Source organism: Streptomyces virginiae, from assembly GCF_040638905.1.
In the GTDB taxonomy this organism is placed as follows: domain Bacteria; phylum Actinomycetota; class Actinomycetes; order Streptomycetales; family Streptomycetaceae; genus Streptomyces; species Streptomyces virginiae_B.
The window spans coordinates 91,823-113,856 of sequence record NZ_JBEZYV010000020.1; the positions used below are offsets into that span (position 1 = coordinate 91,823).

The following is a 22,034-nucleotide window of genomic DNA, read 5'->3' on the forward strand; positions in this document are numbered from 1 at the left end:
TCCTTACGGCTGGTAGAAGCGCCACCACTCGCCCGTAACGGGTCCGAGGTGTTTTCAACCACAGTCAGTCATCCCCAGGTGAGTCTGGTCTCTCCCTCGAACACGGCACCAAGGTGAAGGGATTGCCCCGTTAGTGTGGATGGTCTGCCCCGCACATCCGCTCGCGGACTCCGTCCGCGAGAACCCCGGCGGGCAGACCGCTACATCTGGAGGTTCCTGTCGTGCCCTGGCCCGCCGCTCTGCTGCCGCTGGCAGCCGATGTCCCGGACGCGCCCGCTTCGGTCAAGGAGGCGCAGGAGAGCGTCACCGAGGCCGCGAGCTTCATCGAGCAGAACTGGGCCACCTGGCTGAGCATCGGCTTGCGGATCCTGCTGATCGTGGTGATAGCCGCCGTCATCCGCTCGGCCGTCCGCAAGGCGCTGACCAAGCTCATAAACCGGATGAACACCAGCGCCGAGGCGGTCGAGGGCACCGCGCTCGGCGGGCTGCTGGTCAACGCCGAGCGGCGCCGCCAGCGGTCGGAGGCGATCGGTTCCGTTCTGCGGTCGGTGGCGTCCTTCCTGATCCTCGGCACGGCCGCGCTGATGGTCCTGGCCGCCCTGAAGATCGACTTGGCCCCGCTGCTGGCGAGTGCCGGTGTGGCCGGTGTCGCCATCGGTTTCGGTGCCCGCAACCTGGTGACGGACTTCCTCTCCGGCGTCTTCATGATCATGGAGGACCAGTACGGCGTCGGCGACAAGATCGACGCCGGGGTGGCCTCGGGCGAGGTCATCGAGGTCGGCCTGCGGGTGACGAAGCTGCGCGGGGACAACGGCGAGATCTGGTACGTGCGCAACGGCGAGATCAAGCGGATCGGCAACCTCAGCCAGGGCTGGGCGACCGCGGGCGTGGACGTGCAGGTCAAGCCGACGGAGAACCTGACGCGGATCCGCGAGGTGGTCCAGCAGGTCGCCGACGCGATGGCGAAGGAGTCCCCCTGGGACGAGCGCCTGTGGGGTCCGGTGGAGGTGCTGGGCCTGGACGAGGTGCTGCTCGCCTCGATGACGGTGAAGGTGTCGGCGAAGACGATGCCGGGCCAGCAGTTCGCGGTGGAGCGGGAGCTGCGCTGGCGGATCAAGGAGGCTTTCGACGCCGCGGGCATCCGGATCATCGGCGGCCTGCCGGCCGGGGACGAGGAGGACGAGGCCCCGGCGGACCCGACGGCCGCCGTCGCCGCGCCGTCCGCCCTGGCGAACCCCGCCTCCCCGCAGTCCCTGGCCACCGCCCCGATCCCGTCGCCGTCCGGCCCGCGGATCACCAAGTAGCACCACACGGGAGCACCACACCGGCACCCCCGCTGCCCCGCGGGCCGTCCGTAAGGACACGGCCTGCGGGGCAGCGCCATTGACACGGCTCGAAGGGTGATAGGAAACTTACCTAACAGATCACCTCGGTGAGGGAGAGCCGCCGCATGCCCGCCGCCACGCCCGGAACGCCCAGCCTGTTGCGCGCCATGAACGACCGGGCCGCACTCGACCTCCTGCTGGCGCACGGCCCGCTGTCCCGGACCCGCATCGGGCACCTGACCGGGCTGTCCAAGCCCACCGCCTCACAGCTGCTGGCCCGGCTGGAGGCCGCCGGACTCGTCGTGGCCACCGGCACCGACGGCGGCCGCCCCGGCCCCAGCGCCCAGCTGTACGCGATCAACCCGAGGGCCGCCCACGTCGGCGGCATCGACGTCACCCCGGGGCGCGTCCTGGCGGCGGTCGCCGACCTGACCGGCACGGTGACCGCCACCCACGAAGTCCCGTACACGGAAGGCGCGGACGCCGTCGACCAGGTGACCGAGGCCCTCGGCGGGGCCGTCAAGGCCGCCGGGCTGCACCGCTGCGACCTGCACCGGGTGGTCATCGGCACGCCCGGCGCCTTCGACCCGCAGACGGGTCGGCTGCGCTACGCCAGCCACCTCCCGGGGTGGCACTCCCCCACCCTCCTCGACGACCTGGCGGCGGCCCTGCCGATGCCCGTCGAGTACGAGAACGACGTCAACCTCGCCGCCGTCGCCGAGCAGCGCCTCGGCGCCGCCCGCGGGCACGGGGACTTCGTCCTGCTGTGGAACGAGGAGGGGCTCGGCGCCGCGCTGGTGTTCGGCGGTCGGCTGCACCGCGGGTGGACCGGGGGCGCGGGCGAGGTGGGCTTCCTGCCCGTGCCGGGCCGCCCCCTGGTCCGGCAGGTCACCCGGGCGAACTCCGGCGGCTACCAGGAGCTGGCCGGTGTGGAGGGGCTGCCCCGGCTCGCCGCGGAGCTGGGTGTCGAGACCGTCTCCGGCCCGGCCGCGTACTCGCAGGACCACCCGGACGCCGGGCCGCACGGCTCGGAGGTCGCCGCCGCCGTCGCGCTGCTCGCGCGGGCCGCCGCCGCGCCCGAGGGGGCGCACCTGCGCTTCCTCCAGGACTACGCCACCGCCCTGGCCACCGGGCTCGCCTCGCTGGTCGCCGTACTGGACCCGGAGATCGTGGTCCTGGCCGGGGCCGCGATCAGCGCGGGCGGCGAACCTCTGCGCGAGCTGCTGGAGGCCGAGCTCGCCGAACTGGCCCCCTCCCGCCCCCGGCTGGTCCCCGGCGAGGTCCTGGAGCGGCCCGTCCTGCGCGGCGCGCTGGAGAGCGCACTGGCCGCCACTCGGGACGAGGTCTTCGACACCTCCCGCTGACCCCCACACCCTCCCTCCCCCTCCCCTCCACCGCACGCGCCACGCTCCGCCGGCACCCCCTGGCCCCCCACCGGAAGTTCCCTCCCGCAGAGAGCGAGCCCCGCCATGCCCAGAACCGGACGCCTGACCACCGCGACCGCCCTCCTCGCCGCGATATCCGCCCTCGCCACCGCGTGCACCGGCCAGGGCCCGGACACCGCCTCCGACGATCCGAGGGCGGACGTCACCCTCAACTTCTGGCACGGCTGGTCCGCGCCGGGCGAGACCAGGGCGATCGAGGACAACATCACCCGGTTCGAGCAGGCGCATCCGAACATCAAGGTCAAGGTCACCGGCAACATGACCGACGACAAGATCAACCAGGCGCTGCGCGCGGGCGGGGACAAGGCCCCCGACGTGGTGTCCTCCTTCACCACCGACAGCGTGGGCAAGTTCTGCAACTCCCGCGCCTTCGCCGACCTGAACCCGTTCCTGGAGAAGTCCGGGGTGGACAAGGCCAAGGTCTTCCCCAAGGCCCTGCTGGAGTACACGCAGTTCAACGGCAACCAGTGCACGCTGCCGCTGCTGAACGACGCGTACGGCCTCGTCTACAACAAGACCGCCTTCGACGCCGCCGGCATCACCGAACCACCGAAGACGTGGAGCCGGTTCGTCGAGGTCGCCCGGAAGCTGACCAAGGCGGACCCGTCGGGCGACGCGTACGAACGGGTCGGCCTCATGCCCACCTTCCACGGCTACGAGACCACCCCCATGCGGCTCGCCGCCCAGTGGAGCCCCACCTACTTCGCCGCCGACGGCAGCTCCAACCTCGCCCGGGACCCGGCCTTCGCGAAGATGCTGACCGCGCAGAAGGACCTGGTGGCGGCGCTCGGCGGCTACGAGAGGCTGGAGCGGTTCCGCAGTACCTTCGGCGACGAGTGGAGCGCCGAACACCCCTTCCACACCGGCAAGGTGGCCATGCAGATCGACGGCGAGTGGCGCGCCCCGATGGCCAAGGAGGCCGGCGTCGGCTTCGAGATCGCCACCGCACCGCTGCCCGTCCCCGACGACCAGGCCGGCGACTACGGCAAGGGCTACCTCTCCGGCACGGTCATGGGCATCGCCTCGGGCAGCAGGAAGCAGAACGCCGCCTGGGAGCTGGTCAAGTACATGACCACCGACACCGACGCGGTGGTGGCCTTCGCCAACGCCATCCACAACGTGCCGTCCACGCTCGCCGCGCTGGAGTCGCCGGCCCTCAAGGTGACCCCCGAGTTCAAGACCTTCCTCGACATCGCCCGGCACCCGAAATCCGGCACCACCCCCGCCAAGGCCGACGGCGGCACCTACCAGCTGACCTTCACGGACTTCGCGTACGCCGTCGAGAAGGGCGACGTCGCCGACATCCCGGCCGGTCTCGCCAGGACCGACCGGCAGATCGACACGGACATCGCGAAGGCGGAGTAGGCCGATGACCGCCTCCCCCGCCCTGCGGACGAAGCGGCGCCGCGGCGCCCTGCGGACCGCGGCCTTCATGTCGCCCTGGCTGATCGGATTCTCGGTCTTCTTCGTCTACCCGCTGCTGTCCACCCTGTACTTCTCCTTCACCCGGTACGACGGCTTCCGGCAGCCGGTCCCGAGCGGCCTGGACAACTGGAGCTACGTCTTCACGGACTATCCGCTGTTCTGGCCCGCGATGCGCAACACGCTCTGGCTGGTCCTGGTGATGGTGACCTGCCGGGTCGTCTTCGGCCTGGGCATCGGGCTGCTCATCACGAAGATCAAGACCGGGGCAGGGATCTTCCGGACCCTGTTCTACCTGCCCTACCTGGCCCCGCCGGTCGCCGCGACCCTGGCCTTCGTCTTCCTGCTCAACCCCGGCACCGGCCCCGTCAACACCCTGCTGGACGCGGTGGAACTGCCCGCCCCCGGCTGGTTCACCGACGCCGACTGGTCCAAGCCGGCCCTCACCGCCCTCGCGCTGTGGGGGGTGGGCGACCTGATGGTGATCTTCATGGCCGCGCTGCTCGACGTACCGAAGGAGCAGTACGAGGCGGCCGAGCTCGACGGGGCGGGCCCCTGTGCGCGCTTCCGGCACATCACACTGCCCAACATCGCGCCGATCGTCATGTTCGCCGTGGTCACCGGGATCATCCAGGCCATGCAGTACTACGCCCAGCCGCTGGTGGCCGGCAAGGTCGCGGCCGGCGTGATCGGCGGCTCGGGCCAGCAGTTCGAGCCGGGATACCCCGACAAGTCGACGCTGACCCTGCCCCAGCTCGTCCACAACCTCGGGTTCCAGCGCTTCGACTACGGCGCGGCCTGCGTCGTCGCGCTGGTCCTGTTCGCCCTCTCCATGGCCTTCACCGCACTCCTGATGCGGCGCCGTGGCGGTCTGATCGGAGCAGGTGGATGAGCAGCGCGCACGGCCCGAGGCGCCACTCCTCGGCGGCCCTCCACTGGATCGGGGTGCACGCGCTCGGCGTGGCGGCCGCCCTGTTCTTCGTCCTCCCCTTCGTCTTCCTCCTGCTCACCTCCCTGATGGGCGACCGGCAGGCGCTGACCCGCGACCTGTGGCCCGACCCGTGGGAGTGGGACAACTACGCGAAGGTATGGCACACCCCGGGCTTCCTGACCTGGTGGCGCAACACGCTCCTGTACGCGGGACTGGGCACCCTGTTGACCGTGGTCTCCTCCGTGCCCGTCGCGTACGCGCTCGCCAGGTTCCGCTTCCGCGGCCGGCGGCTCGCGCTGCTGCTCGTGATCGCCACGATGATGCTGCCGCCGCAGGTGGTGGTCATCCCCATGTACCTGTTCTGGGCCAGGCAGCTCGACCTCTCGGGCACCCTGTGGCCGCTGATCGTCCCGATGGCCTTCGGTGACGCGTTCTCCATCTTCCTGCTCCGCCAGTTCCTGCTGACCATCCCCGACGAGTACCTGGACGCGGCCCGCGTGGACGGCTGCGGCGAGGTGCGCACCCTGCTGCGGGTGGTGCTGCCGATGGCCCGGCCCGGGATCGCCGCCGTCGCCCTCTTCCAGTTCTTCTGCGCCTGGAACGACTACTTCGGCCCGCAGATCTACGCCTCCGACAACCCCGCCGCCTGGACCCTCAGTTACGGACTGGAGTCCTTCAAGGGGGCGCACCACACCAACTGGAACCTGACCATGGCCGCGACCGTGCTGGTCATGGCCCCGGTGATCGTCCTCTTCTTCTTCGCCCAGAAGGCGTTCGTCGAGGGAGTCACCCTGACCGGCGTGAAAGGCTGACGACGTTGAAACTCGCAGTGGTGGGCGGCGGTTCCACCTACACCCCCGAACTGATCGACGGCTTCGCACGGCTGCGCGGCACCCTGCCGGTGAGCGAGCTCGTGCTGATCGACCCGGCCACCGAGCGGCTGGAGCTGATCGGCGCCCTGGCCCGCCGGATCTTCGCCCGGCAGGGCCACGCCGGCAAGGTCACGACGACCACGGACCTCGACGCGGGCGTCGCCGGGGCCGACGCGGTCCTCCTGCAGCTGCGCGTCGGCGGACAGGCCGCCCGGCTCCGGGACGAGACCTGGCCCCTGGAGTGCGGCTGCGTCGGGCAGGAGACCACCGGAGCGGGCGGGCTCGCCAAGGCCCTGCGCACCGTTCCGGTGGTCCTCGACATCGCCGAGCGGGTCCGGCGGGCCAGCCCCGACGCCTGGATCATCGACTTCACCAACCCGGTCGGGATCGTCACCCGGGCCCTCCTGCGGGCCGGCCACAAGGCCGTCGGACTGTGCAACGTCGCCATCGGCCTCCAGCGCAAATTCGCGGCCCTGCTGGACCTCGCCCCCTGCGACGTCCACCTGGACCACGTGGGCCTCAACCACCTCACCTGGGAGCTGGGCGTGCGCCGGGGCGGCCCGGACGGCGAGGACCTGCTGCCCGGGCTGCTCGCCGCGCACGGGGAGGCCGTGGCGTCCGACCTGCGGCTGCCGCGGGCGGTGCTGGACCGGCTCGGTGCCGTCCCCTCGTACTACCTGCGCTACTTCTACTCCCACGACGAGGTCGTGCGGGAGCTGGGCACCAGGCCCTCGCGGGCCGCCGAGGTCGCCGCGATGGAGCGCGAGCTCCTCGCCCTCTACGCGGATCCGGCGCTCGACGAGAAGCCCGCGCTGCTGGGGAAGCGGGGCGGCGCCTTCTACTCGGAGGCGGCCGTGGACCTGGCGGCCGCGCTGCTGGGCGACGACGGCACGGACGTTCAGGTGGTCAACACGTACAACAACGGCACGCTGCCCTTCCTGCCCGACGACGCCGTCGTCGAGGTCCAGGCGCGCGTCCGCACCGCCGGCGGCGCCGGCCCCGTACCGCTGCCGGTGCCGCGCCTGGACCCGCTGTTCACGGGGCTGATCTCGCACGTGGCGGCGTACGAGGAGCTCGCGCTGGACGCCGCCCTGCGGGGCGGCCGCGAGCGGGTGTTCAAGGCGCTGCTGGCGCACCCGCTGGTCGGCCAGTACGACCTGGCCGAAGGGTTGACCGACCGGCTCCTCGCGCACAACAAGGAGCATCTGCCATGGGCGTGACCCTCCCTCCGGTCCTGGCGATCGACGCGGGCAACAGCAAGACGGACGTCGCGCTCCTCGGCCCCGACGGGTCCGTGCTGGCCACCGGGCAGGCCGGTGGCTTCCAGCCGCCGCGGACCGGGGTGGCCGCGGCCGTGGACGTACTGGCCGAGGCCCTGGCCCGCGCCGGGGTGCACCCCGGCGTCGGGGGCGGGCCCGTCGCGGCGCACGTGTCGGCGTGCCTCGCGAACGCCGACTTCCCGGTGGAGGAGCGCCGGCTGGCGCGGGAGATCGAGCGCCGCGGCTGGGGGCGCACCACCGCGGTGCACAACGACACCTTCGCGCTGCTGCGCGCCGGACTGCCCACGGGCGCCGAACCGCGCGGTGTCGCGGTGGTGTGCGGGGCGGGCATCAACTGCGTCGGGATGGCCCCGGACGGGCGGACCGCGCGCTTCCCCGCGGTCGGGCGGATCTCGGGCGACTGGGGCGGCGGGGGCGGACTGGTCGAGGAGGCCCTGTGGTTCGCGGCCCGGGCGGAGGACGGGCGGGGCGGGGCGACGGAGCTGGCCCGGGCGCTGCCCGCACGCCTCGGCCACGGCTCGATGGCCTCGCTGATCGAGGCGATGCACCTCGGGGACGTGCCCGCCGGGCGGCGGCACGAACTGACCCCGGTGTTGTTCGAGGTGGCCGCCGCCGGGGACGCGGTGGCGCTCTCGCTGGTGGACCGTCAGGCGGACGAGGTCGTGGCCATGGCCGTGGTGGCCCTGGCCCGCCTGGGCCTGCTGGCCGAGGAGGTCCCGGTGGTGCTGGGCGGCGGGGTGCTGGCTGCCCGGCACCCGCGGCTCGACGAGCGGATCGCGGCCGGCCTCGCCGAACGCGCCCCGCACGCCCGCGTCACCGTGGTCACGGCGCCCCCGGTGCTGGGCGCCGGGCTGCTGGGCCTGGACGCGGTAGGGGCCCCGGCGGAGGCCCACGGAAAACTCCGTGCCCATTTCGGTTGAACCCGCCCCGGAATGCGTCCGGTCTGCAACCGTTACGGCCGTAAGGACGTATTGACGGTGAAGGGGTGACGAAAGGCGCCCGCGGGGGCGGATCGCCCCGGACCCGGCACCGGGTGCTGTGGTCCACCGGCACTACGGCCATACTGCTGCTGCGCAGGGGGGCTCCCCGGCGCCGGCTGGGGGACGACAGGACCGAGGGGGAGGTCACGGTGGCGATCACATCACGCGCGCCCGCGCCCGGGGGTGGTGCCTCCGCGCCGCCCGCCGGCGCGTCGGCGTCGCCGCCCGCCGGGCCACCCGGGCGGCGCACCGCCTGGTCCGAGGGAGTGCAGCGGCTGCGCGAGGAGGCCACCACCGAGCCGGGCCGGCTGCGGATCATCGGCGCGGTACTGGCCGCTCTGATCATGCTGTTCGGCATGGTCAGCGTGTGGGAGATCTCCGGCCGGGCCACCGCCGCCGACGACGTGGTGGGCCGCAGCCAGCCGCTGAGCGCGGACGCGGCCAGTATCTACCGCTCCCTGGCCGACGCCGACACCACCTCCTCCAGCGGTTTCCTCCTCGGCGCGCAGGAGCCGCGCGAGGTCCGCCAGCGCTACGAGAAGGACATCGCCAACGCCTCCCGCCTGCTGGTGAGCGCCGCCGCCAACACCGGCGGCAGCGAGGAGTCACGCGAGCAGATCGCCCTGCTGAGCGAACAGCTGCCGCGCTACACCGGCCTGATCGAGCAGGCCCGCGCCACCAACCGGCAGGGCCTGCCGCTGGGCGGCGCCTACCTCCGCTACGCCAACGAACAGATGACCACCCAGCTGCTGCCCGCCGCCCAGCGGCTCTACGAGGCGGAGACCCGGCGGCTGCACACCGACGACGACGACGCCCGGGCCTGGCCGCTGGGCTCGCTGGGCCTCGGCCTGCTCGCCGTGGCCGCCCTGGTGTGGGCGCAGCGGCGCAACTACCGGCACACGAACCGGGTCTTCAACCACGGCCTGGTGGCGGCGACCGCCGCCTCCGTGGTGGTGCTGCTCTGGCTGTCCGTCGGCCACACGGTGGCGCGTTCTTCGCTGAGTGAAGCCCGCACGGACGGGCAGGAGTCGATGAAGGTGCTCAACGACGCGCGGATCGCCTCCCTCCAGGCCCGGGCGAGTGAGAACCTGACACTGATCGCGCGGGGCGCCGTACTGGCCGAGGACAAGAAGTCCGACAAGTACGACGTGGACTTCACGAACAACATGAAGCAGCTGGACGCGGGGCTCGCGACCGCGCTGCGGCTGGCCGACGACGAAGACGGCCGGACGCCCGTGAGCCGTGCCGTGGACGGCGTGGAGCAGTGGAAGCAGCGGCACGCGGCGGCCCGGGAGGCGGACTTGAAGGGCGACTACGAATCCGCACTGCCCCAGGTCGTCGGGGACGAGCAGCACAAGGAGAGCAGCGGCGCCGCCTTCGACACCGTGGACGCCTCCCTGGAACGTGCCGTCGCCCACGAGCAGCGGGAGTTCACCCGAGCGGCCCAGGACGGGATCGGGGCGCTCGGCGGTCTGGTGACGGGCTCGGCGGTACTGGCGGTCATCGGCGCGACAGCGGCCCTGCTCGGTATCGGGCGCAGGCTTTCGGAGTACAGGTGAGAGCGATGCGGATACGGGCGCGGCGGGCCGCCGAGGGCCATGAGGAGTACGAGGAGCACGAGGGCCGCACACGTGCCCCCGGCGCACGGTCCGGCTTTCGGCGGGCCGCGGGCCGGCTGCGCGGCTGGGGCGGCGTGAGCGCGATGGCCGTCGCCTGCGCCGTGACGGCCGCGACGGTGCTGCTGCCGCTGGCCCACGCGACCACGGACACCGCACCCGGTGTCCCTCGCCGTCCTGCCTCGGCGGTGGCGGCTCCGGCGGCGCCCTGGGTCCTCACGGACACCTGCCAGGACCCCGAGGCCAGCTTGCGCCCGTCCGACGTGGACGGGGCGGCCATCGCGCGGATCAAGGCGGCGGGCAAGCTCGTCGCGGGCGTGGACCAGAACAGCTTCCGCTGGGGCTACCGCAACCAGACCGCGGAGGGCGGCCGCCTCGACGGCTTCGACATCGACCTGGTCAAGGCCATCGCCAAGGACATCCTGGGCGACGAGAACGCGGTCATCTACCGGGCCATCCCGACCAGCCAGCGCGTCCCCGCCCTCCAGGAGGGCCGCGTCGACATCGTCGTGCGGACCATGACCATCAACTGCAAGCGGCTGGAGGACGTCGCCTTCTCGACGGCCTACTTCGAGGCCGGACAGCAGGTGCTGGCCCCCAAGGGCTCGCCGATCACCGGGTACGACGCCTCGCTGAAGGACAAGCGGATCTGCGTCGCGGCCGGTTCCACGGCGGAGAGCGCGCTCAAGGCCCAGTCGTACGGATCCCGGCCGGTCACCGTCGCCAACCAGCTGGACTGCCTGGTCCGGCTCCAGCTGCACGAGGTCGACGGCATCATCACGGACAACGCCCTCGCCGCCGGCCAGGCCGCGCAGGATCCCTCGGTGCGGCTGGTGGGCTCGCCCTTCACCCGCGAGTTCTACGGGGTCGCGATGAACAAGGACGCCCCCGACCTGGTCCGCCGGGTCAACAAGGTGCTGGAGAACTACCGCGCGGGCGGCAACGACAGCCCGTGGATGAGGGCCTACCTCAAGCACCTCCAGCCCGTGCTGCCCGGCGTGAGCGCCCCGCCCGCGCCCAAGTACCGGGACGGCTGAGGCCGGTGGCGATTCCGGGCACGGGACCGGGCACGAGAGCGGACGCGGAGGGCGGCGGGGAAGCGAACACGGAGGCGGCGGAAGCGGAGGCACGGTCGGTGGAGACGGGGTCGGCAGTGATGGACCGGGACGGCGTCGACCGGGCCCTTGCCCGGCTGGGCGCGGAGCACGAGGCCGTCGAGACCTCGCTGCTCGCCCTCCAGGACCACGCGGGACGCCGGCTGCTGGAGGGCGCCGAGCTGACCGGGCTCACCAAGGAGCGGTGGGCGGCGGCCGACGAGGACATCACGCGCCTGTGGAGGTACTTCGACGCCTACAGCGGCGCGCTGACCGCCGCCCGGGAGATCCGTGAGCGGCGCCGCTGGCCCCACCGCGAGGACCTGGTCGAGCTGACCGAGCGGCTGCGCGGGCCCGGCGTCCTGATCGCCGGGGCCGCCACGGAGGGCGCCGCACTGGCGGAACGGCTCTCCCTCGCCGAGCTCGTGACCCGGATGAACGACCTCTACGCGCGTTCGCTGGACGTGGTGGTCGCCGCCGACGCCGTGTGGTCGGCGCTGCCCGCCCGGATCGACCTGCTCGCCGCCGAACTGCACCGCACCCGTTCGCTGGCCCACTCCGTGGGCGTGCGCCCGGGCGAGCACCCCTCGGGCGACGACCTGGAGTACATCACCGCCGAGCTCACGGAGCTGCGCACCCAGGTGATCGCGGACCCGCTGGCCTTCTGGCGTTCCACCGCGGGCAGTTCCGCGCCCGGCGGCGGACGGCCGGACACCGCCCGCTACGACCGGGCCGCGCTCGCGCTGGAGGACGTACGCCGGGAGGTCGAGGCGGTGCTGGCCGTACGGCAGGACGCCGAGCAGCGGCTGATCAGCCTGCGCGACGTGCTCTCGCGGGCCGACCGGACCCTGGCGGAGGCGCGGACGGCGCGCGGCGAGGTGCTGGCGAAGATCGCCGCGTCCGAGGTGCCCGTGGTCAGCGGCCCCCCGACGGTGCTCCAGGAGCAGCTCGCGGCGGCGGCCGAGCACCGGCGCCACGCACGCTGGCACCGGCTCTCGCCGCTGCTGGAATCCCTGGAGGAACGGGCCGAGGAGGAACTGCGCCGGGCCCGTGAATCGTTGACCGCGGTGACGGCCCCGCTGGCCGTGCGGGCCGAGCTGCGCGGGCGTCTCGACGCCTACAAGGCGAAGGTGGCCCGGCACGGGCTGGCGGAGGACCCCCTGCTGATCGAGAGGTACGACGTGGCCCGGCGGATGCTGTGGAGCGCGCCCTGCGATCTGCGGGCCGCCGAACAGGCCGTCCTGCGCTACCAGCAGGCGGCCGCCGAGTCGCTGGTGCCGCGGCACCGGCCCGAGCAGACGATCCGGCCCGAGGGGCCGGGGACGGAGGACGCATGAGCATGATCGGAGCAGCGTGCGTTCGCCCCGGCTGCCCGGGATCGTACGAGGACATGGGCGGCGGCGAGCTGTACTGCGACACCTGCGGACTGGCTCCTGTCGGTTCGATCGCGGCGGGTGCCGAGGAACTGGTGTCGCCGCCGACGGGGATGACGAGCGCGGCCCGCGGCTCGCTGGGATCCGGCGGGTCCCGGGGCTCCCACGGATCGCAGGGCTCGCAGGGGTCCCACGGCTCGGCGCGCTCCTCGGCGTCGGCGCGCTCCTCCCGGTCCTCCTCGTCCCGCCGTTCGGTGTCGGGGCGGCTCTCGCGGTCGCTCACGGGGCAGGGCTCCACCCGTTCGGTGTCGGTGCGCAGTTCGGGCTCGGCCGCCTCCTCCTCGGGGCGCAGCAGGCTGGGCGCAGGTCTGGTCAACGTGCCGGAGGTGCCGCGTCCGGACCCTTCGGCGGCGGTCCTGGAGAATCCGGAGGTGCCGGAGCGCAAGCGCTTCTGCTCGCGTTCGGACTGCGGCGCCCCGGTGGGCCGGGCCCGCGGGGACCGGCCGGGCCGGACGGAGGGCTTCTGCACCAAGTGCGGCCACCCCTACTCCTTCGTGCCCAAGCTGCGCGCCGGTGAAGTGGTGCGCGGCCAGTACGAGGTGGCGGGCTGCCTCGCGCACGGCGGTCTGGGCTGGGTGTACCTGGCGGTGGACCGGGCGGTCGCGGACCGGTGGGTGGTCCTGAAGGGCCTGCTGGACACCGGGGACCAGGACGCGATGGAGGCCGCGATCTCGGAGCGGCGCTTCCTCGCGGAGATCGAGCACTCCAACATCGTGCGGATCTACAACTTCGTGGAGCACCTGGACCAGCGGACCGGTTCGCTGGACGGGTACATCGTCATGGAGTACGTCGGCGGCAAGTCGCTGAAGGAGATCGCGAACGAGCGGCGCAGGCCGGACGGCCGGCGTGATCCGCTGCCGGTGGAACAGGCCTGCGCGTACGGCATCGAGGCGCTGGAGGCGCTGGGCCACCTGCACAGCCGGAACCTGCTGTACTGCGACTTCAAGGTCGACAACGCGATCCAGCAGCAGGACCAGCTGAAGCTGATCGACATGGGTGCGGTGCGGCGGATGGACGACGAGGAGTCGGCCATCTACGGCACGGTGGGCTACCAGGCCCCGGAGGTCGCGGAGCTGGGGCCGTCGGTGGCCTCGGACCTCTACACGGTGGCGCGGACGCTGGCCGTCCTGACGTTCGACTTCCAGGGCTACACCAACGTGTTCGTGGATTCGCTGCCGGATCCGGAGCACATCGAGGTGTTCCGGCGGTACGAGTCCTTCTACCGGCTGCTGGTCCGGGCGACCGACCCGGACCCGGGGCGGCGGTTCGCCTCCGCGCAGGAGATGGCCGACCAGCTGACGGGTGTGCTGCGGGAGGTGGTCGCGCTGCAGACGGGCCGTCCGCGGCCGCAGCTGTCCACCCTCTTCGGCCCGGAACTGCGGGTCCCGGACACCCTGCTGTTCACCGGCACGGACACGTCGGACACGATCGTCTCCCGACTGGGCCACCGCCCGGTCGCCTCCCGGCCGTTCGCCTCCCGGCGGGGTGGCGGGCTCTTCGGCCTCGTCGGCCGCGGCCCCGCCCGGTCCGGGATCCCGGCCCCGTCGGCGGCCACCGGCACGTCGGGCCCGCAGGGCCGCACCCCGCCGGCCGGCGTCGGCCTGCCCGGGCAGCCGCACGGGCCCGGCGGCACGCCGGACACGTGGCACCCTGCCCCCGGCGGCCCGGGTGCCCGGCCGGGATCCGCCTCCCCGGGTGGGACCACCGGTACCTGGCACCCCGCGCCCGGCGGTGCGCCCGTGGCCGGGGGCGGGACCCCGCCCGGCGGCGTCGGCCTGGCCGGGGCGGGCGGCGCGGTCCCCGGCGGGGACGGGCTGGGGAGCAGCGTGACGCATGTTGCGGGGGCCGGGGTGCCCCGGGCGCGGCGGGCGCCGGCGGCGGGCCCCGGGCCCGCGTCCCCGCCGGCCGCCCCCGCGGCAACGGCGGCGCCGGTCACGACCCTCGACGCCCGTGACACCGCGCTGGCGCTCCCCGTGCCGCTCGTGGACGCCGCCGACCCCAACGCCGGCTTCCTGACCGGTCTGCTGGCCTCCGCACCCGCCGACCTGCTCGGCGCGCTGGCCTCCGCGCCCGCCGACTCGGCCGAGTTGCGGCTGCGGGAGCTGCGGGCGCGGCTGGAGCTGGGCGAACTGTCCGCGGCCGGGGACGCCCTGGCCGAGCTGGAGGCCCGCCACCCGGACGACTGGCGCGTCGTGTGGGCCCGCGGCATCGCCTCGCTCGCCACCGGTGACGACGAGATAGCGGCGCTGTCCTTCGACGCGATCTACGACGCCTTCCCGGGCGAGCCCGCGCCGAAGCTGGCCCTCGGGCTGTGCGCGGAGGTGCTGGGCCAGCTGGACAACGCCGCCGAGTACTACCGCCTGGTCTGGATCACCGATCCGGGATTCGTCAGCGCGGCCTTCGGGCTGGCGCGGGTCCAACTGGCCGCCGGCAACCGGGACGCAGCCGTGCGCACGCTGGAATCCGTACCGGAGGCGTCCATCCACTACACCGCCGCGCGGGTGGCGGCGGTACGCGCACGTCTGCGCGACCGGTCACCGGACGAGCCGCTGCTGGCCGATCTTTCGGCGGCCGCCGACCAGGTGGAGGCCCTGCGGAGGTTCGGGCTGGACCCGGAACGGCAGGAGTCGCTGGCGACGGAGGTTCTGGGCTCGGCCCTGGACTGGGTACTGTCGGGCAGCCGGGGTGCCGACCCCGGCCGTACCTCGCTGCTCGGCAGTCAACTGGACGAGCGGGGCCTGCGCTTCGGACTGGAGCGCTCGTACCGCGTCCTCGCACGGCTGGCACGGCGTGGCGAGGAGAGGATCGAACTGGTGGAGCGGGCCAACCGTTTCCGCCCCCGGACGTGGGTGTGATTGATGTCGATGCATCGGCCGTCGGGCTGCCCCAGCTGCGCGGAACCCCTGGAAGAGGGTGACCGTTTCTGCGGCCTCTGCGGCTACGCCCTGACCTCTTCCCCTCCGGTCGCGTCCACGGACCACCCGACCGTGCCCATCCCACCGGCGCCCGCCCCACCGCCCGCTCCGGTCCGGGCCGCCCCCGCGGGCGGGTACGGGCTGCCGGCGCCGGCCGCCTCGCACGGCTCCGCCGCCGCCGGTGAACCCGCCCCCGGCTGGGGCAGCGTGGCCGCCGCCGCGCCGACCCTGGTGGGGGACCCGGCCGACTGGGCCACCGCCCCGGCACAGCACCAGCCGGAAGAGGAACCGGAGCGGGAGGGGGAACAGGAGCCGGAGCCCCGGCCGTGCCCGCCCGGCGCCGCGTACCCGGGCCACGAGAACCCGTACGGCACCGGCAGGGGTCCGGCGGACGGCCCCGAGACGCGGCACGACCGTCCCGGCGGCGACCGTCCCGGCCACCCCGGCTCGCCCCCCGGGGCCACGCCCTGGGGCACGGGCGAGCCCGCCCACGAGGCCCCGTACGAGAACCCGTACGAGAACGGCTACGACAGCCCGCCCCCGTCCGGCGCGGCGCCCGGCGGGAAGACCTGCGTGGCCTGCCGGGCCGGGCACGTCGACACCGACGGGTACTGCGAGCACTGCGGGCACGCGCAGCCCCGCGAGCGCGACCACGTCGAGGAGGAGCTCGGCAGCGTCGCCGCCGTCAGCGACCGGGGCTTGCGCCACCACCGCAACGAGGACTCGTTCGCCGTGTCGGCCACCGCCCTGCCCGACGGCTCCGCCGCCACGGTGGCCATCGTGTGCGACGGGGTGTCCTCCGCGAGCCGCCCGGACGAGGCGTCGGCCGCCGCGGCCGCCGCCGCCAACGAGGCGCTGCTGGAGGCGCTCCCCCGCGGCGCGCACCCCCAGGAGGCCATGCACGAGGCGATTCTGGCCGCCGCCGCGGCGGTCAACGCACTGGCTCCGGAGGTCCCGGGCGCGCAGAACGCGCCCGCCTGCACCCTGGTCGGCGCCGTCGTCAGCGGCGGCCTGCTCACCATCGGCTGGGTCGGCGACAGCCGCGCCTACTGGGTGCCCGACGACCGCGCCGCACTGCCCCGCCGCCTCACCGAGGACGACTCCTGGGCCGCCCAGATGGTCGCCGCCGGCCTGATGGGCGAGGCCGAGGCCTACGCGGACGTCCGCGCCCACGCCATCACCGGCTGGCTCGGGGCCGACGCGTACGACCTCGAACCGCACACCGCGATCTTCAAGCCGGACCACCCCGGCGTGGTGGTGGTCTGCACCGACGGACTGTGGAACTACGCGGAGTCCGCGCGGGAGATGACCCAGGTGCTGCCCGCCGACGCCGCGGTACGCCCGCTGCACAGCGCGCAGGTGCTCGTGGGGCACGCCCTCGACGGCGGCGGCCACGACAACATCACCGTGGCCGTCGTGCCGTTCGCCACGCAGACCGAACGGGAACCGGGTGCGGCACCGCAGCCCGGACCGGCTGCAGCACCGGAACCGGAAGTGGAAGCGCGCCCGCAGGTCTGACCCGCCTGCCCGAGCCCTCTAGGAGTCCAGCCGATGGCGAATTTCGCCAAGCCGAGCGCCCCGCGCTTCAGCGTGGACGTGTACCAGAACGAGTTCCTTCCCGAAGGCGGGCGGGACGTCCACGCCATCGTCACCGTCACCGCCACGGGCGGCGGCAGCGTCACCCGCGGGACGCCCGCCGACGGCACGGCCGCCGTCGTGATCATGGTCGACTGCTCGGGTTCCATGGAGTACCCGCCGGAGAAGATGCGCGGCGCCCGCGAGGCCACCGCCGCGGCGATCGACACCCTGCGCGACGGCACCGCCTTCGCGGTGATCGCCGGCACGCACGTGGCCAAGGAGGTCTATCCGGGCCAGGGCCGCCTCGCCGTCGCCGACCCCGCCACCCGCGCCCGGGCCAAGGAGGCCCTGCGCGGCCTCAGCGCCGGCGGCGGCACCGCCATCGGCACCTGGCTGCGCCTGGCCGACGGCCTGCTGCGCGGCTCCACCGCCGCCATCCGCCACGGCATCCTGCTGACCGACGGGCGCAACGAGCACGAGGAGCCGGCCGTCCTGCGCGCCACCCTCGACGCCTGCGCGGGCCGCTTCACCTGCGACGCCCGCGGTGTGGGCACCGACTGGGAGGTGAAGGAGGTCACCGGCATCGCCAGCGCCCTCCTCGGCTCCGCCGACATCGTGGCCGACCCGGCCCACCTCACCGAGGACTTCACGCTCATGATGGAGAACGTCATGGGCAAGGAGGTCGCGGACGTCTCGCTGCGCCTGTGGACCCCGGTCGGCGTGGAGATCCAGTACGTCAAGCAGGTCGCTCCCGCCGTCCAGGACCTGACGGCCCGCCGCACCGACACGGGCCCGCGCGCCGGTGACTATCCGACCGGTTCGTGGGGCGACGAGTCCCGCGAGTACCACGTGTGCGTACGCGTCCCCGGGGCGGCCGTCGGCCAGGAGATGCTCGCCTCCCGCGTCACGCTCGTCCGGCCGGCGACCGGCGGCGAACCCGAGGCCGTCCTGGCCCAGGGCCTGGTGCGCGCGGTGTGGACGAACGACCTGGCCGCCTCCACCGCCATCAACCCGCAGGTCGCCCACTACACGGGGCAGGCGGAGCTGGCGCAGGCTATCCAGCAGGGCCTCGAAGCCCGCAAAATGGGCGATGTCGATGGTGCTACGGCCAAACTCGGACGGGCCGTGCAACTGGCGAGCGTCTCCGGCAACGCCGACACAGCACGACTCCTGTCGAAGGTGGTGGATGTGGTGGACGCGGTGGCAGGTACTGTGCGGCTGAAAGCGAAGGTTGCCGACGCCGACGAGATGACTCTCGAAACCCGTTCGACGCAGACCGTCCGAGTGAAGAAGTTCTGAGAGCCTCCCGCGATGACGCAGGGAGAAGAAGGGGGAAGAGCCGCCATGCCGACCTGCCCGAACGGGCACCAGTCCGCCTCCGACGACTGGTGCGAGGTCTGCGGCCACCGCATGGGTACCCCTGAGGGACCCCCCTCGGTGCCTTCCTACGGCTACGGCTTCCCCCCGACCGCCGGTGAACCGACCGCCCAGGCCGAGCTGTGCCCGCAGTGCCGGACCCCGCGCGAGGCCATGGCCCCGTTCTGCGAGGAGTGCCGGTACAACTACCTGACCCGTTCCGCGACCTCGTACGCGTCCCCGGCCGCGGACCCGGGGCCCCCGGCGCCCGGCACCGGAACCGGTGCGGGTGCCCCCGCCGGGCCGCGTCCCGGGAGCCCGCCCCCGCCGCCCGTGCCCGCGCCGGGCACGTACGCGCAGGACCACTTCGAGTACCAGGGTTCGCGTCCGTCCCGGGTCAACCGCCCGGCCGAGCCGCTCCAGCGCGAGGACGACTGGATGCTGTCGCCGCCGGCACACGAGCCGCCGCCGGCGTACCAGCAGGCTCCGCAGCCCCCGCAGCCCCAGTACCAGCAGCAGCCCCCGCAGCAGCACCAGCGGGAGTACCAGCAGGAGTACCGGCAGCAGCCCCAGACGCCGCCGTACCAGCCGCACCCGCCCCAGGGCGGCGCCTGGAGCGCGACGATCGGCCCGGACCGCTCGTACTTCATGGCGATGATGCAGCGCAGCGGACCCGAGGCGACCGGCCTCAACCTGCCCGCGTACTCCCCGGAGCAGCACCTCCCGCTGTCCGGCGGCCAGATCACCATCGGCCGCCGCCGCGCGTCCACGGGCGAGTCCCCCGACATCGACCTGTCGGTGCCCCCGGAGGACCCGGGCGTCTCCCACCAGCACGCGGTGCTGGTGCAGCAGCCCGACATGAGCTGGGCGGTGGTGGACCAGAACTCCACCAACGGCACCACCATCAACGGCGGCGAGGACCCGATCCAGCCCTACGTCCCGGTCCCGCTGGCCGACGGCGACCGCGTCCACGTGGGTGCCTGGACCACGATCACCATCCGCCGCGGCTGATCACAGCTGTCCCAGGGGCCACACGTAGGGCCCCTGGGGGTCGTCCAGCCACGACCACTGGCCCTCGGGGCCGACCGAGACCCCGAAGCGTTCGCGGCCCGGCCGGCCCTCGCTGCGCCACAGGTCCAGGGCCTCGCGGGGGTGCAGTACTCCGGCGGTCAGCACGAGCATGAACTGGAAGCGCTCGTTCTCCACCAGCTCGTACGGGAGCCCGCGCACCATGGCCATCCGGTCGGGAGGCGGTACGGCCGTGGCCCCGCGCAGCGGGACGAAGTACGCCGCGGTGTGCAGGAACCGGCCCTCCGCGAAATCGGCGTCCCGCACCGTGAGGGCGATCAGCCCGGTCGACAGCGGGGCGAGGATCCGCGCCCCCGGCCGGCACTGGCCGAGCCAGGCGTGCGGGACCAGCGGGAGGGTGCAGGTCACCAGGATCCGGTCGAACGGTGCCCGGGCGGGACAGCCGCGGGCGCCGTCCCCGGTGACGACGGTCGGGTGGTAGCCGAGCTGGGCCAGGTGGGCCCGGGCGGACTCGGTGATCTCCTCGTCCAGGTCCACGGTGGTGACGTGCTCGTCGCCGAGGCGGTGGCTGAGCAGGGCCGCGTTGTAGCCGGTGCCCGCGCCGATCTCCAGGACGTCGTCGCCGTCGCGCACGTCGAGGGCGGCCAGCATCTTCGCCATCAGGGAGGGCTGGCTGCTGGAGGAGACCAGCCGGCCGTCGCGCAGCCGGGTCGCGAGCGGCGCGTCGACGTACACGCCGCGCAGCCAGCGGGCCCGCTGCCCGGGGTCGGGGTCCTCGCCCCAGAGCCGTTCGTGGCCGGCGCCGCGTTCGGTCCAGAAGTAGGGGACGAAGACGTGCCGGGGCACGGCCGCGAAGGCCGCCCGCCAGCGCGGGTCGTCCAGTACGCCGGCCGCGGTCAGCTCCCGCACCTGGGCGGCGTGCGCGGTCTCCCGCAGGTCCCGGGTCTCGGAGCGTGCGGTGTGTGCGGTGTGTGCACCCATGCCTCCACTGTCCTGCGCCCGGCCGTCACGTGCGAACGCGAAGGGACCCCCGGCCGGTACCGGGCGTCTGAGACGATGGTCGGGTGAATGAGATTCCGCGGGGCAGCCTTCAGGAGCAGACCTTCTACGAGCAGGTGGGCGGCGAGGACACCTTCCGTCGCCTCGTGCGGCGCTTCTACCAAGGCGTCGCGGAGGACCCGCTGCTGCGCCCGATGTACCCGGAGGAGGACCTCGGCCCCGCCGAGGAGCGGTTCGCGCTGTTCCTGATGCAGTACTGGGGCGGCCCGACCACCTACAGCCGGCACCGCGGCCACCCGCGCCTGCGGATGCGGCACGCGCCGTTCCAGGTGGACTCGGCGGCGCACGACGCCTGGCTGAAGCACATGCGGGTGGCGCTGGACGAGCTCGGGCTCGCGCCGGAGCACGAGGCGCAGCTGTGGAAGTACCTGACGTACGCCGCCGCGTCGATGATCAACACTGCGGGCTAGGGAGTGTCGTCGAAGTGGCTTCGGCCGCCCGAAGGGCGACCAGGCGGGACTTTGACGACACGACTGAGAGGCCCTCTGGGGACGCACCCGTGGGGCGGCGGGCCCCGGGGGCACCCGGTCAGACGGGGCTGACCCGGAAGGCGCCGAGGCCGCCGGTGGCGCCGGGGCAGCGGGTGGCGACGGAACCGTACGGGGTGCGCAGCCGCAGCCAGCTCCCGGCGGCGAGCAGCGCCACGGGGTCGGGGACGGCGCCCGACGCGGGGGCGGGGGCGGACACGGTGGCCCGTACCGGCCGCAGGAAGCCCAGGGACTGTGCGGCGTGCGCGACGCGCAGCGGGAGCTCGGTGCCGCCCAGGGGGCGGGACCAGATCTCGCGGCCGATGCGGTCGCGTTCGGACCGGGTCCGGTGCTGCGCGGGCAGGGCCTCGTCCCGGGCCCGGAACTCGGCGACGGACGCCGCCAGGACCTGCGCGATCGCCTCGGGGCCGGGCAGCCCCGGCAGCCGGCGCCAGCCGCCGCGGGGCGGGAGCACCCCGGTCCACGGCGGGCCGGTGACCGGCCCGGGCACGGTGGCCTCGGCCGAGGCCTCGTCCACGGATTCCAGGAGCTCTCCGGCGGAGACGGTCACGTCCAGCGGCGCCGCCACGGGGACGTCGAGCCGCACTGTGCGGATGGCCAGGACATCGAAGGAGGGGGGCCGTCCGAAAACGCCGAGCGCGCCCCCGCCGGCCTGCAGGCGGACGGCGGCGGCCCGGTCGTAGTGCACCAGCCGGCCCAGGAAGGCGGCGAGGTCCGCCGCCTCCCCGGAATCGGCGAAGCGCAGCTGCTCGATCATGCCGCGATGGCCTCGGAACGCGGCTCGTCGAGGTACTTCTCCAGGAAGTGCCTCTCCTCGGCCGTGATGCGGCGCGGCCGGCCGGCGGCGAGGTTGTAGGGCACGACCACGGTCTCCGCGCGCACGTAGACCGTCTCGGGCCTGTCCTCGGTCGCCTCGTCCTTGACCTCGTAGCGGATGGTCAGGGAAGCGGCGCCGATCCGGGTCACCCAGGACTCGATGAGGACGGGCTCGTGACGGTGCACGAGGGGCAGCTTGTAGTCGATCTCGTGGCGGGCCACGACGGATCCGCCCGTGAAGGACTCGCTGCCCTCGCCCGGCGCGAGGCGGAACATGAAGTCGATCCGCGCCTCCTCCAGATAGCGGAGGAAGACGACGTTGTTGACGTGCCCGAAGGCGTCCATGTCCGCCCAGCGCAGTGGGCAGCGGTAGTGGTGTCTGGCCATGGCCGTGA

18 protein-coding genes are annotated in these 22,034 nt (G+C 73.6%); 15 read left to right on the forward strand and 3 right to left on the reverse strand.

Features of this window, described 5'->3' with window-relative positions:
• Positions 1–221: 221 nt before the first annotated feature.
• The 14 genes from AB0F82_RS25015 (at position 222) to AB0F82_RS25080 (ending at position 19,258) form a co-directional block, all read left to right on the forward strand.
• Positions 222–1,304: a mechanosensitive ion channel family protein gene (locus AB0F82_RS25015; protein ID WP_356810078.1), complete on the forward strand. Its 1,083-nt coding sequence runs from the start codon at positions 222–224 to the stop codon at positions 1,302–1,304.
• 146 nt (positions 1,305–1,450) lie between these two features.
• Complete coding sequence (locus tag AB0F82_RS25020; protein ID WP_362631400.1) at positions 1,451–2,689, forward strand: ROK family transcriptional regulator; 1,239 nt, start codon at positions 1,451–1,453, stop codon at positions 2,687–2,689.
• Positions 2,690–2,794: 105 nt separating this feature from the next.
• The gene (locus tag AB0F82_RS25025; protein ID WP_362631402.1) at positions 2,795–4,135 is read left to right on the forward strand and encodes an ABC transporter substrate-binding protein; all 1,341 of its coding nucleotides are present in this window, start codon (positions 2,795–2,797) and stop codon (positions 4,133–4,135) included.
• Positions 4,136–4,139: 4 nt separating this feature from the next.
• On the forward strand, positions 4,140–5,084 hold the full coding sequence (locus AB0F82_RS25030; RefSeq protein WP_362631404.1) for a carbohydrate ABC transporter permease: 945 nt from the start codon (positions 4,140–4,142) through the stop codon (positions 5,082–5,084).
• Entirely contained in the window at positions 5,081–5,935 is an 855-nt protein-coding gene (locus AB0F82_RS25035) for a carbohydrate ABC transporter permease (protein WP_362631406.1), read from the forward strand. Before AB0F82_RS25030 ends, AB0F82_RS25035 begins: the two co-directional genes overlap by 4 nt.
• A 5-nt stretch (positions 5,936–5,940) precedes the next feature.
• Positions 5,941–7,215 carry a 6-phospho-beta-glucosidase gene (locus AB0F82_RS25040; RefSeq protein WP_362631408.1) on the forward strand — a complete coding sequence of 425 codons (1,275 nt, stop codon included), beginning with the start codon at positions 5,941–5,943 and terminating at the stop codon, positions 7,213–7,215.
• Positions 7,206–8,195 carry an N-acetylglucosamine kinase gene (locus AB0F82_RS25045; protein ID WP_362631410.1) on the forward strand — a complete coding sequence of 330 codons (990 nt, stop codon included), beginning with the start codon at positions 7,206–7,208 and terminating at the stop codon, positions 8,193–8,195. The genes AB0F82_RS25040 and AB0F82_RS25045 overlap by 10 nt, the downstream gene beginning before the upstream one ends.
• A gap of 209 nt (positions 8,196–8,404) precedes the next feature.
• Positions 8,405–9,814, forward strand: a complete 1,410-nt coding sequence (locus AB0F82_RS25050) for a hypothetical protein (RefSeq protein ID WP_362631412.1) — start codon at positions 8,405–8,407, stop codon at positions 9,812–9,814.
• A 143-nt stretch (positions 9,815–9,957) separates the two neighbouring features.
• Entirely contained in the window at positions 9,958–10,908 is a 951-nt protein-coding gene (locus AB0F82_RS25055; protein ID WP_362631458.1) for a glutamate ABC transporter substrate-binding protein, read from the forward strand.
• A gap of 119 nt (positions 10,909–11,027) precedes the next feature.
• Positions 11,028–12,302 (forward strand): hypothetical protein, encoded by a 1,275-nt coding sequence (locus AB0F82_RS25060; protein WP_362631460.1) that lies wholly within the window; start codon positions 11,028–11,030, stop codon positions 12,300–12,302.
• A complete protein-coding gene (locus AB0F82_RS25065) occupies positions 12,299–15,253 on the forward strand; it encodes a serine/threonine-protein kinase (protein WP_362631414.1) in 2,955 nt (984 codons plus the stop codon). Before AB0F82_RS25060 ends, AB0F82_RS25065 begins: the two co-directional genes overlap by 4 nt.
• Before the next feature lie 132 nt (positions 15,254–15,385).
• Positions 15,386–16,831: a protein phosphatase 2C domain-containing protein gene (locus AB0F82_RS25070; protein ID WP_436842148.1), complete on the forward strand. Its 1,446-nt coding sequence runs from the start codon at positions 15,386–15,388 to the stop codon at positions 16,829–16,831.
• A 33-nt stretch (positions 16,832–16,864) separates the two neighbouring features.
• A complete protein-coding gene (locus tag AB0F82_RS25075) occupies positions 16,865–18,190 on the forward strand; it encodes a VWA domain-containing protein (protein ID WP_362631419.1) in 1,326 nt (441 codons plus the stop codon).
• Positions 18,191–18,235: 45 nt separating this feature from the next.
• Positions 18,236–19,258 carry an FHA domain-containing protein gene (locus AB0F82_RS25080; RefSeq protein WP_356810089.1) on the forward strand — a complete coding sequence of 341 codons (1,023 nt, stop codon included), beginning with the start codon at positions 18,236–18,238 and terminating at the stop codon, positions 19,256–19,258.
• Here AB0F82_RS25080 and AB0F82_RS25085 read toward each other — a convergent pair whose 3' ends face one another.
• A complete protein-coding gene (locus AB0F82_RS25085; protein WP_356810090.1) occupies positions 19,259–20,257 on the reverse strand; it encodes a methyltransferase domain-containing protein in 999 nt (332 codons plus the stop codon).
• An 83-nt stretch (positions 20,258–20,340) separates the two neighbouring features.
• Between AB0F82_RS25085 and AB0F82_RS25090 the strand changes: the two genes are divergently transcribed.
• Positions 20,341–20,745, forward strand: coding sequence for a globin (locus AB0F82_RS25090; RefSeq protein WP_030819069.1), 405 nt, complete (start codon positions 20,341–20,343; stop codon positions 20,743–20,745).
• A gap of 118 nt (positions 20,746–20,863) precedes the next feature.
• On the opposite strand, the gene AB0F82_RS25095 is transcribed toward AB0F82_RS25090, so the two are convergent.
• Together AB0F82_RS25095 and AB0F82_RS25100 are read right to left on the reverse strand one after the other, a co-directional pair.
• Positions 20,864–21,580, reverse strand: coding sequence for a hypothetical protein (locus AB0F82_RS25095; RefSeq protein WP_362631422.1), 717 nt, complete (start codon positions 21,578–21,580; stop codon positions 20,864–20,866).
• A complete protein-coding gene (locus AB0F82_RS25100; RefSeq protein ID WP_356810092.1) occupies positions 21,577–22,026 on the reverse strand; it encodes an acyl-CoA thioesterase in 450 nt (149 codons plus the stop codon). Before AB0F82_RS25100 ends, AB0F82_RS25095 begins: the two co-directional genes overlap by 4 nt.
• Positions 22,027–22,034 lie beyond the last annotated feature (8 nt).

Bases quoted from the DNA above. Each gene is read 5' to 3' on its own strand.
- AB0F82_RS25020 (WP_362631400.1), top strand. From the start codon at position 1,451: ATGCCCGCCGCCACGCCCGGAACGCCCAGCCTGTTGCGCGCCATGAAC.
- AB0F82_RS25025 (WP_362631402.1), top strand. From the start codon at position 2,795: ATGCCCAGAACCGGACGCCTGACCACCGCGACCGCCCTCCTCGCCGCG.
- AB0F82_RS25030 (WP_362631404.1), top strand. From the start codon at position 4,140: ATGACCGCCTCCCCCGCCCTGCGGACGAAGCGGCGCCGCGGCGCCCTG.
- AB0F82_RS25035 (WP_362631406.1), top strand. From the start codon at position 5,081: ATGAGCAGCGCGCACGGCCCGAGGCGCCACTCCTCGGCGGCCCTCCAC.
- AB0F82_RS25045 (WP_362631410.1), top strand. From the start codon at position 7,206: ATGGGCGTGACCCTCCCTCCGGTCCTGGCGATCGACGCGGGCAACAGC.
- AB0F82_RS25055 (WP_362631458.1), top strand. From the start codon at position 9,958: ATGGCCGTCGCCTGCGCCGTGACGGCCGCGACGGTGCTGCTGCCGCTG.
- AB0F82_RS25060 (WP_362631460.1), top strand. From the start codon at position 11,028: ATGGACCGGGACGGCGTCGACCGGGCCCTTGCCCGGCTGGGCGCGGAG.
- AB0F82_RS25065 (WP_362631414.1), top strand. From the start codon at position 12,299: ATGAGCATGATCGGAGCAGCGTGCGTTCGCCCCGGCTGCCCGGGATCG.
- AB0F82_RS25075 (WP_362631419.1), top strand. From the start codon at position 16,865: ATGGCGAATTTCGCCAAGCCGAGCGCCCCGCGCTTCAGCGTGGACGTG.
- AB0F82_RS25080 (WP_356810089.1), top strand. From the start codon at position 18,236: ATGCCGACCTGCCCGAACGGGCACCAGTCCGCCTCCGACGACTGGTGC.
- AB0F82_RS25085 (WP_356810090.1), bottom strand. From the start codon at position 20,257: ATGGGTGCACACACCGCACACACCGCACGCTCCGAGACCCGGGACCTG.
- AB0F82_RS25095 (WP_362631422.1), bottom strand. From the start codon at position 21,580: ATGATCGAGCAGCTGCGCTTCGCCGATTCCGGGGAGGCGGCGGACCTC.
- AB0F82_RS25100 (WP_356810092.1), bottom strand. From the start codon at position 22,026: ATGGCCAGACACCACTACCGCTGCCCACTGCGCTGGGCGGACATGGAC.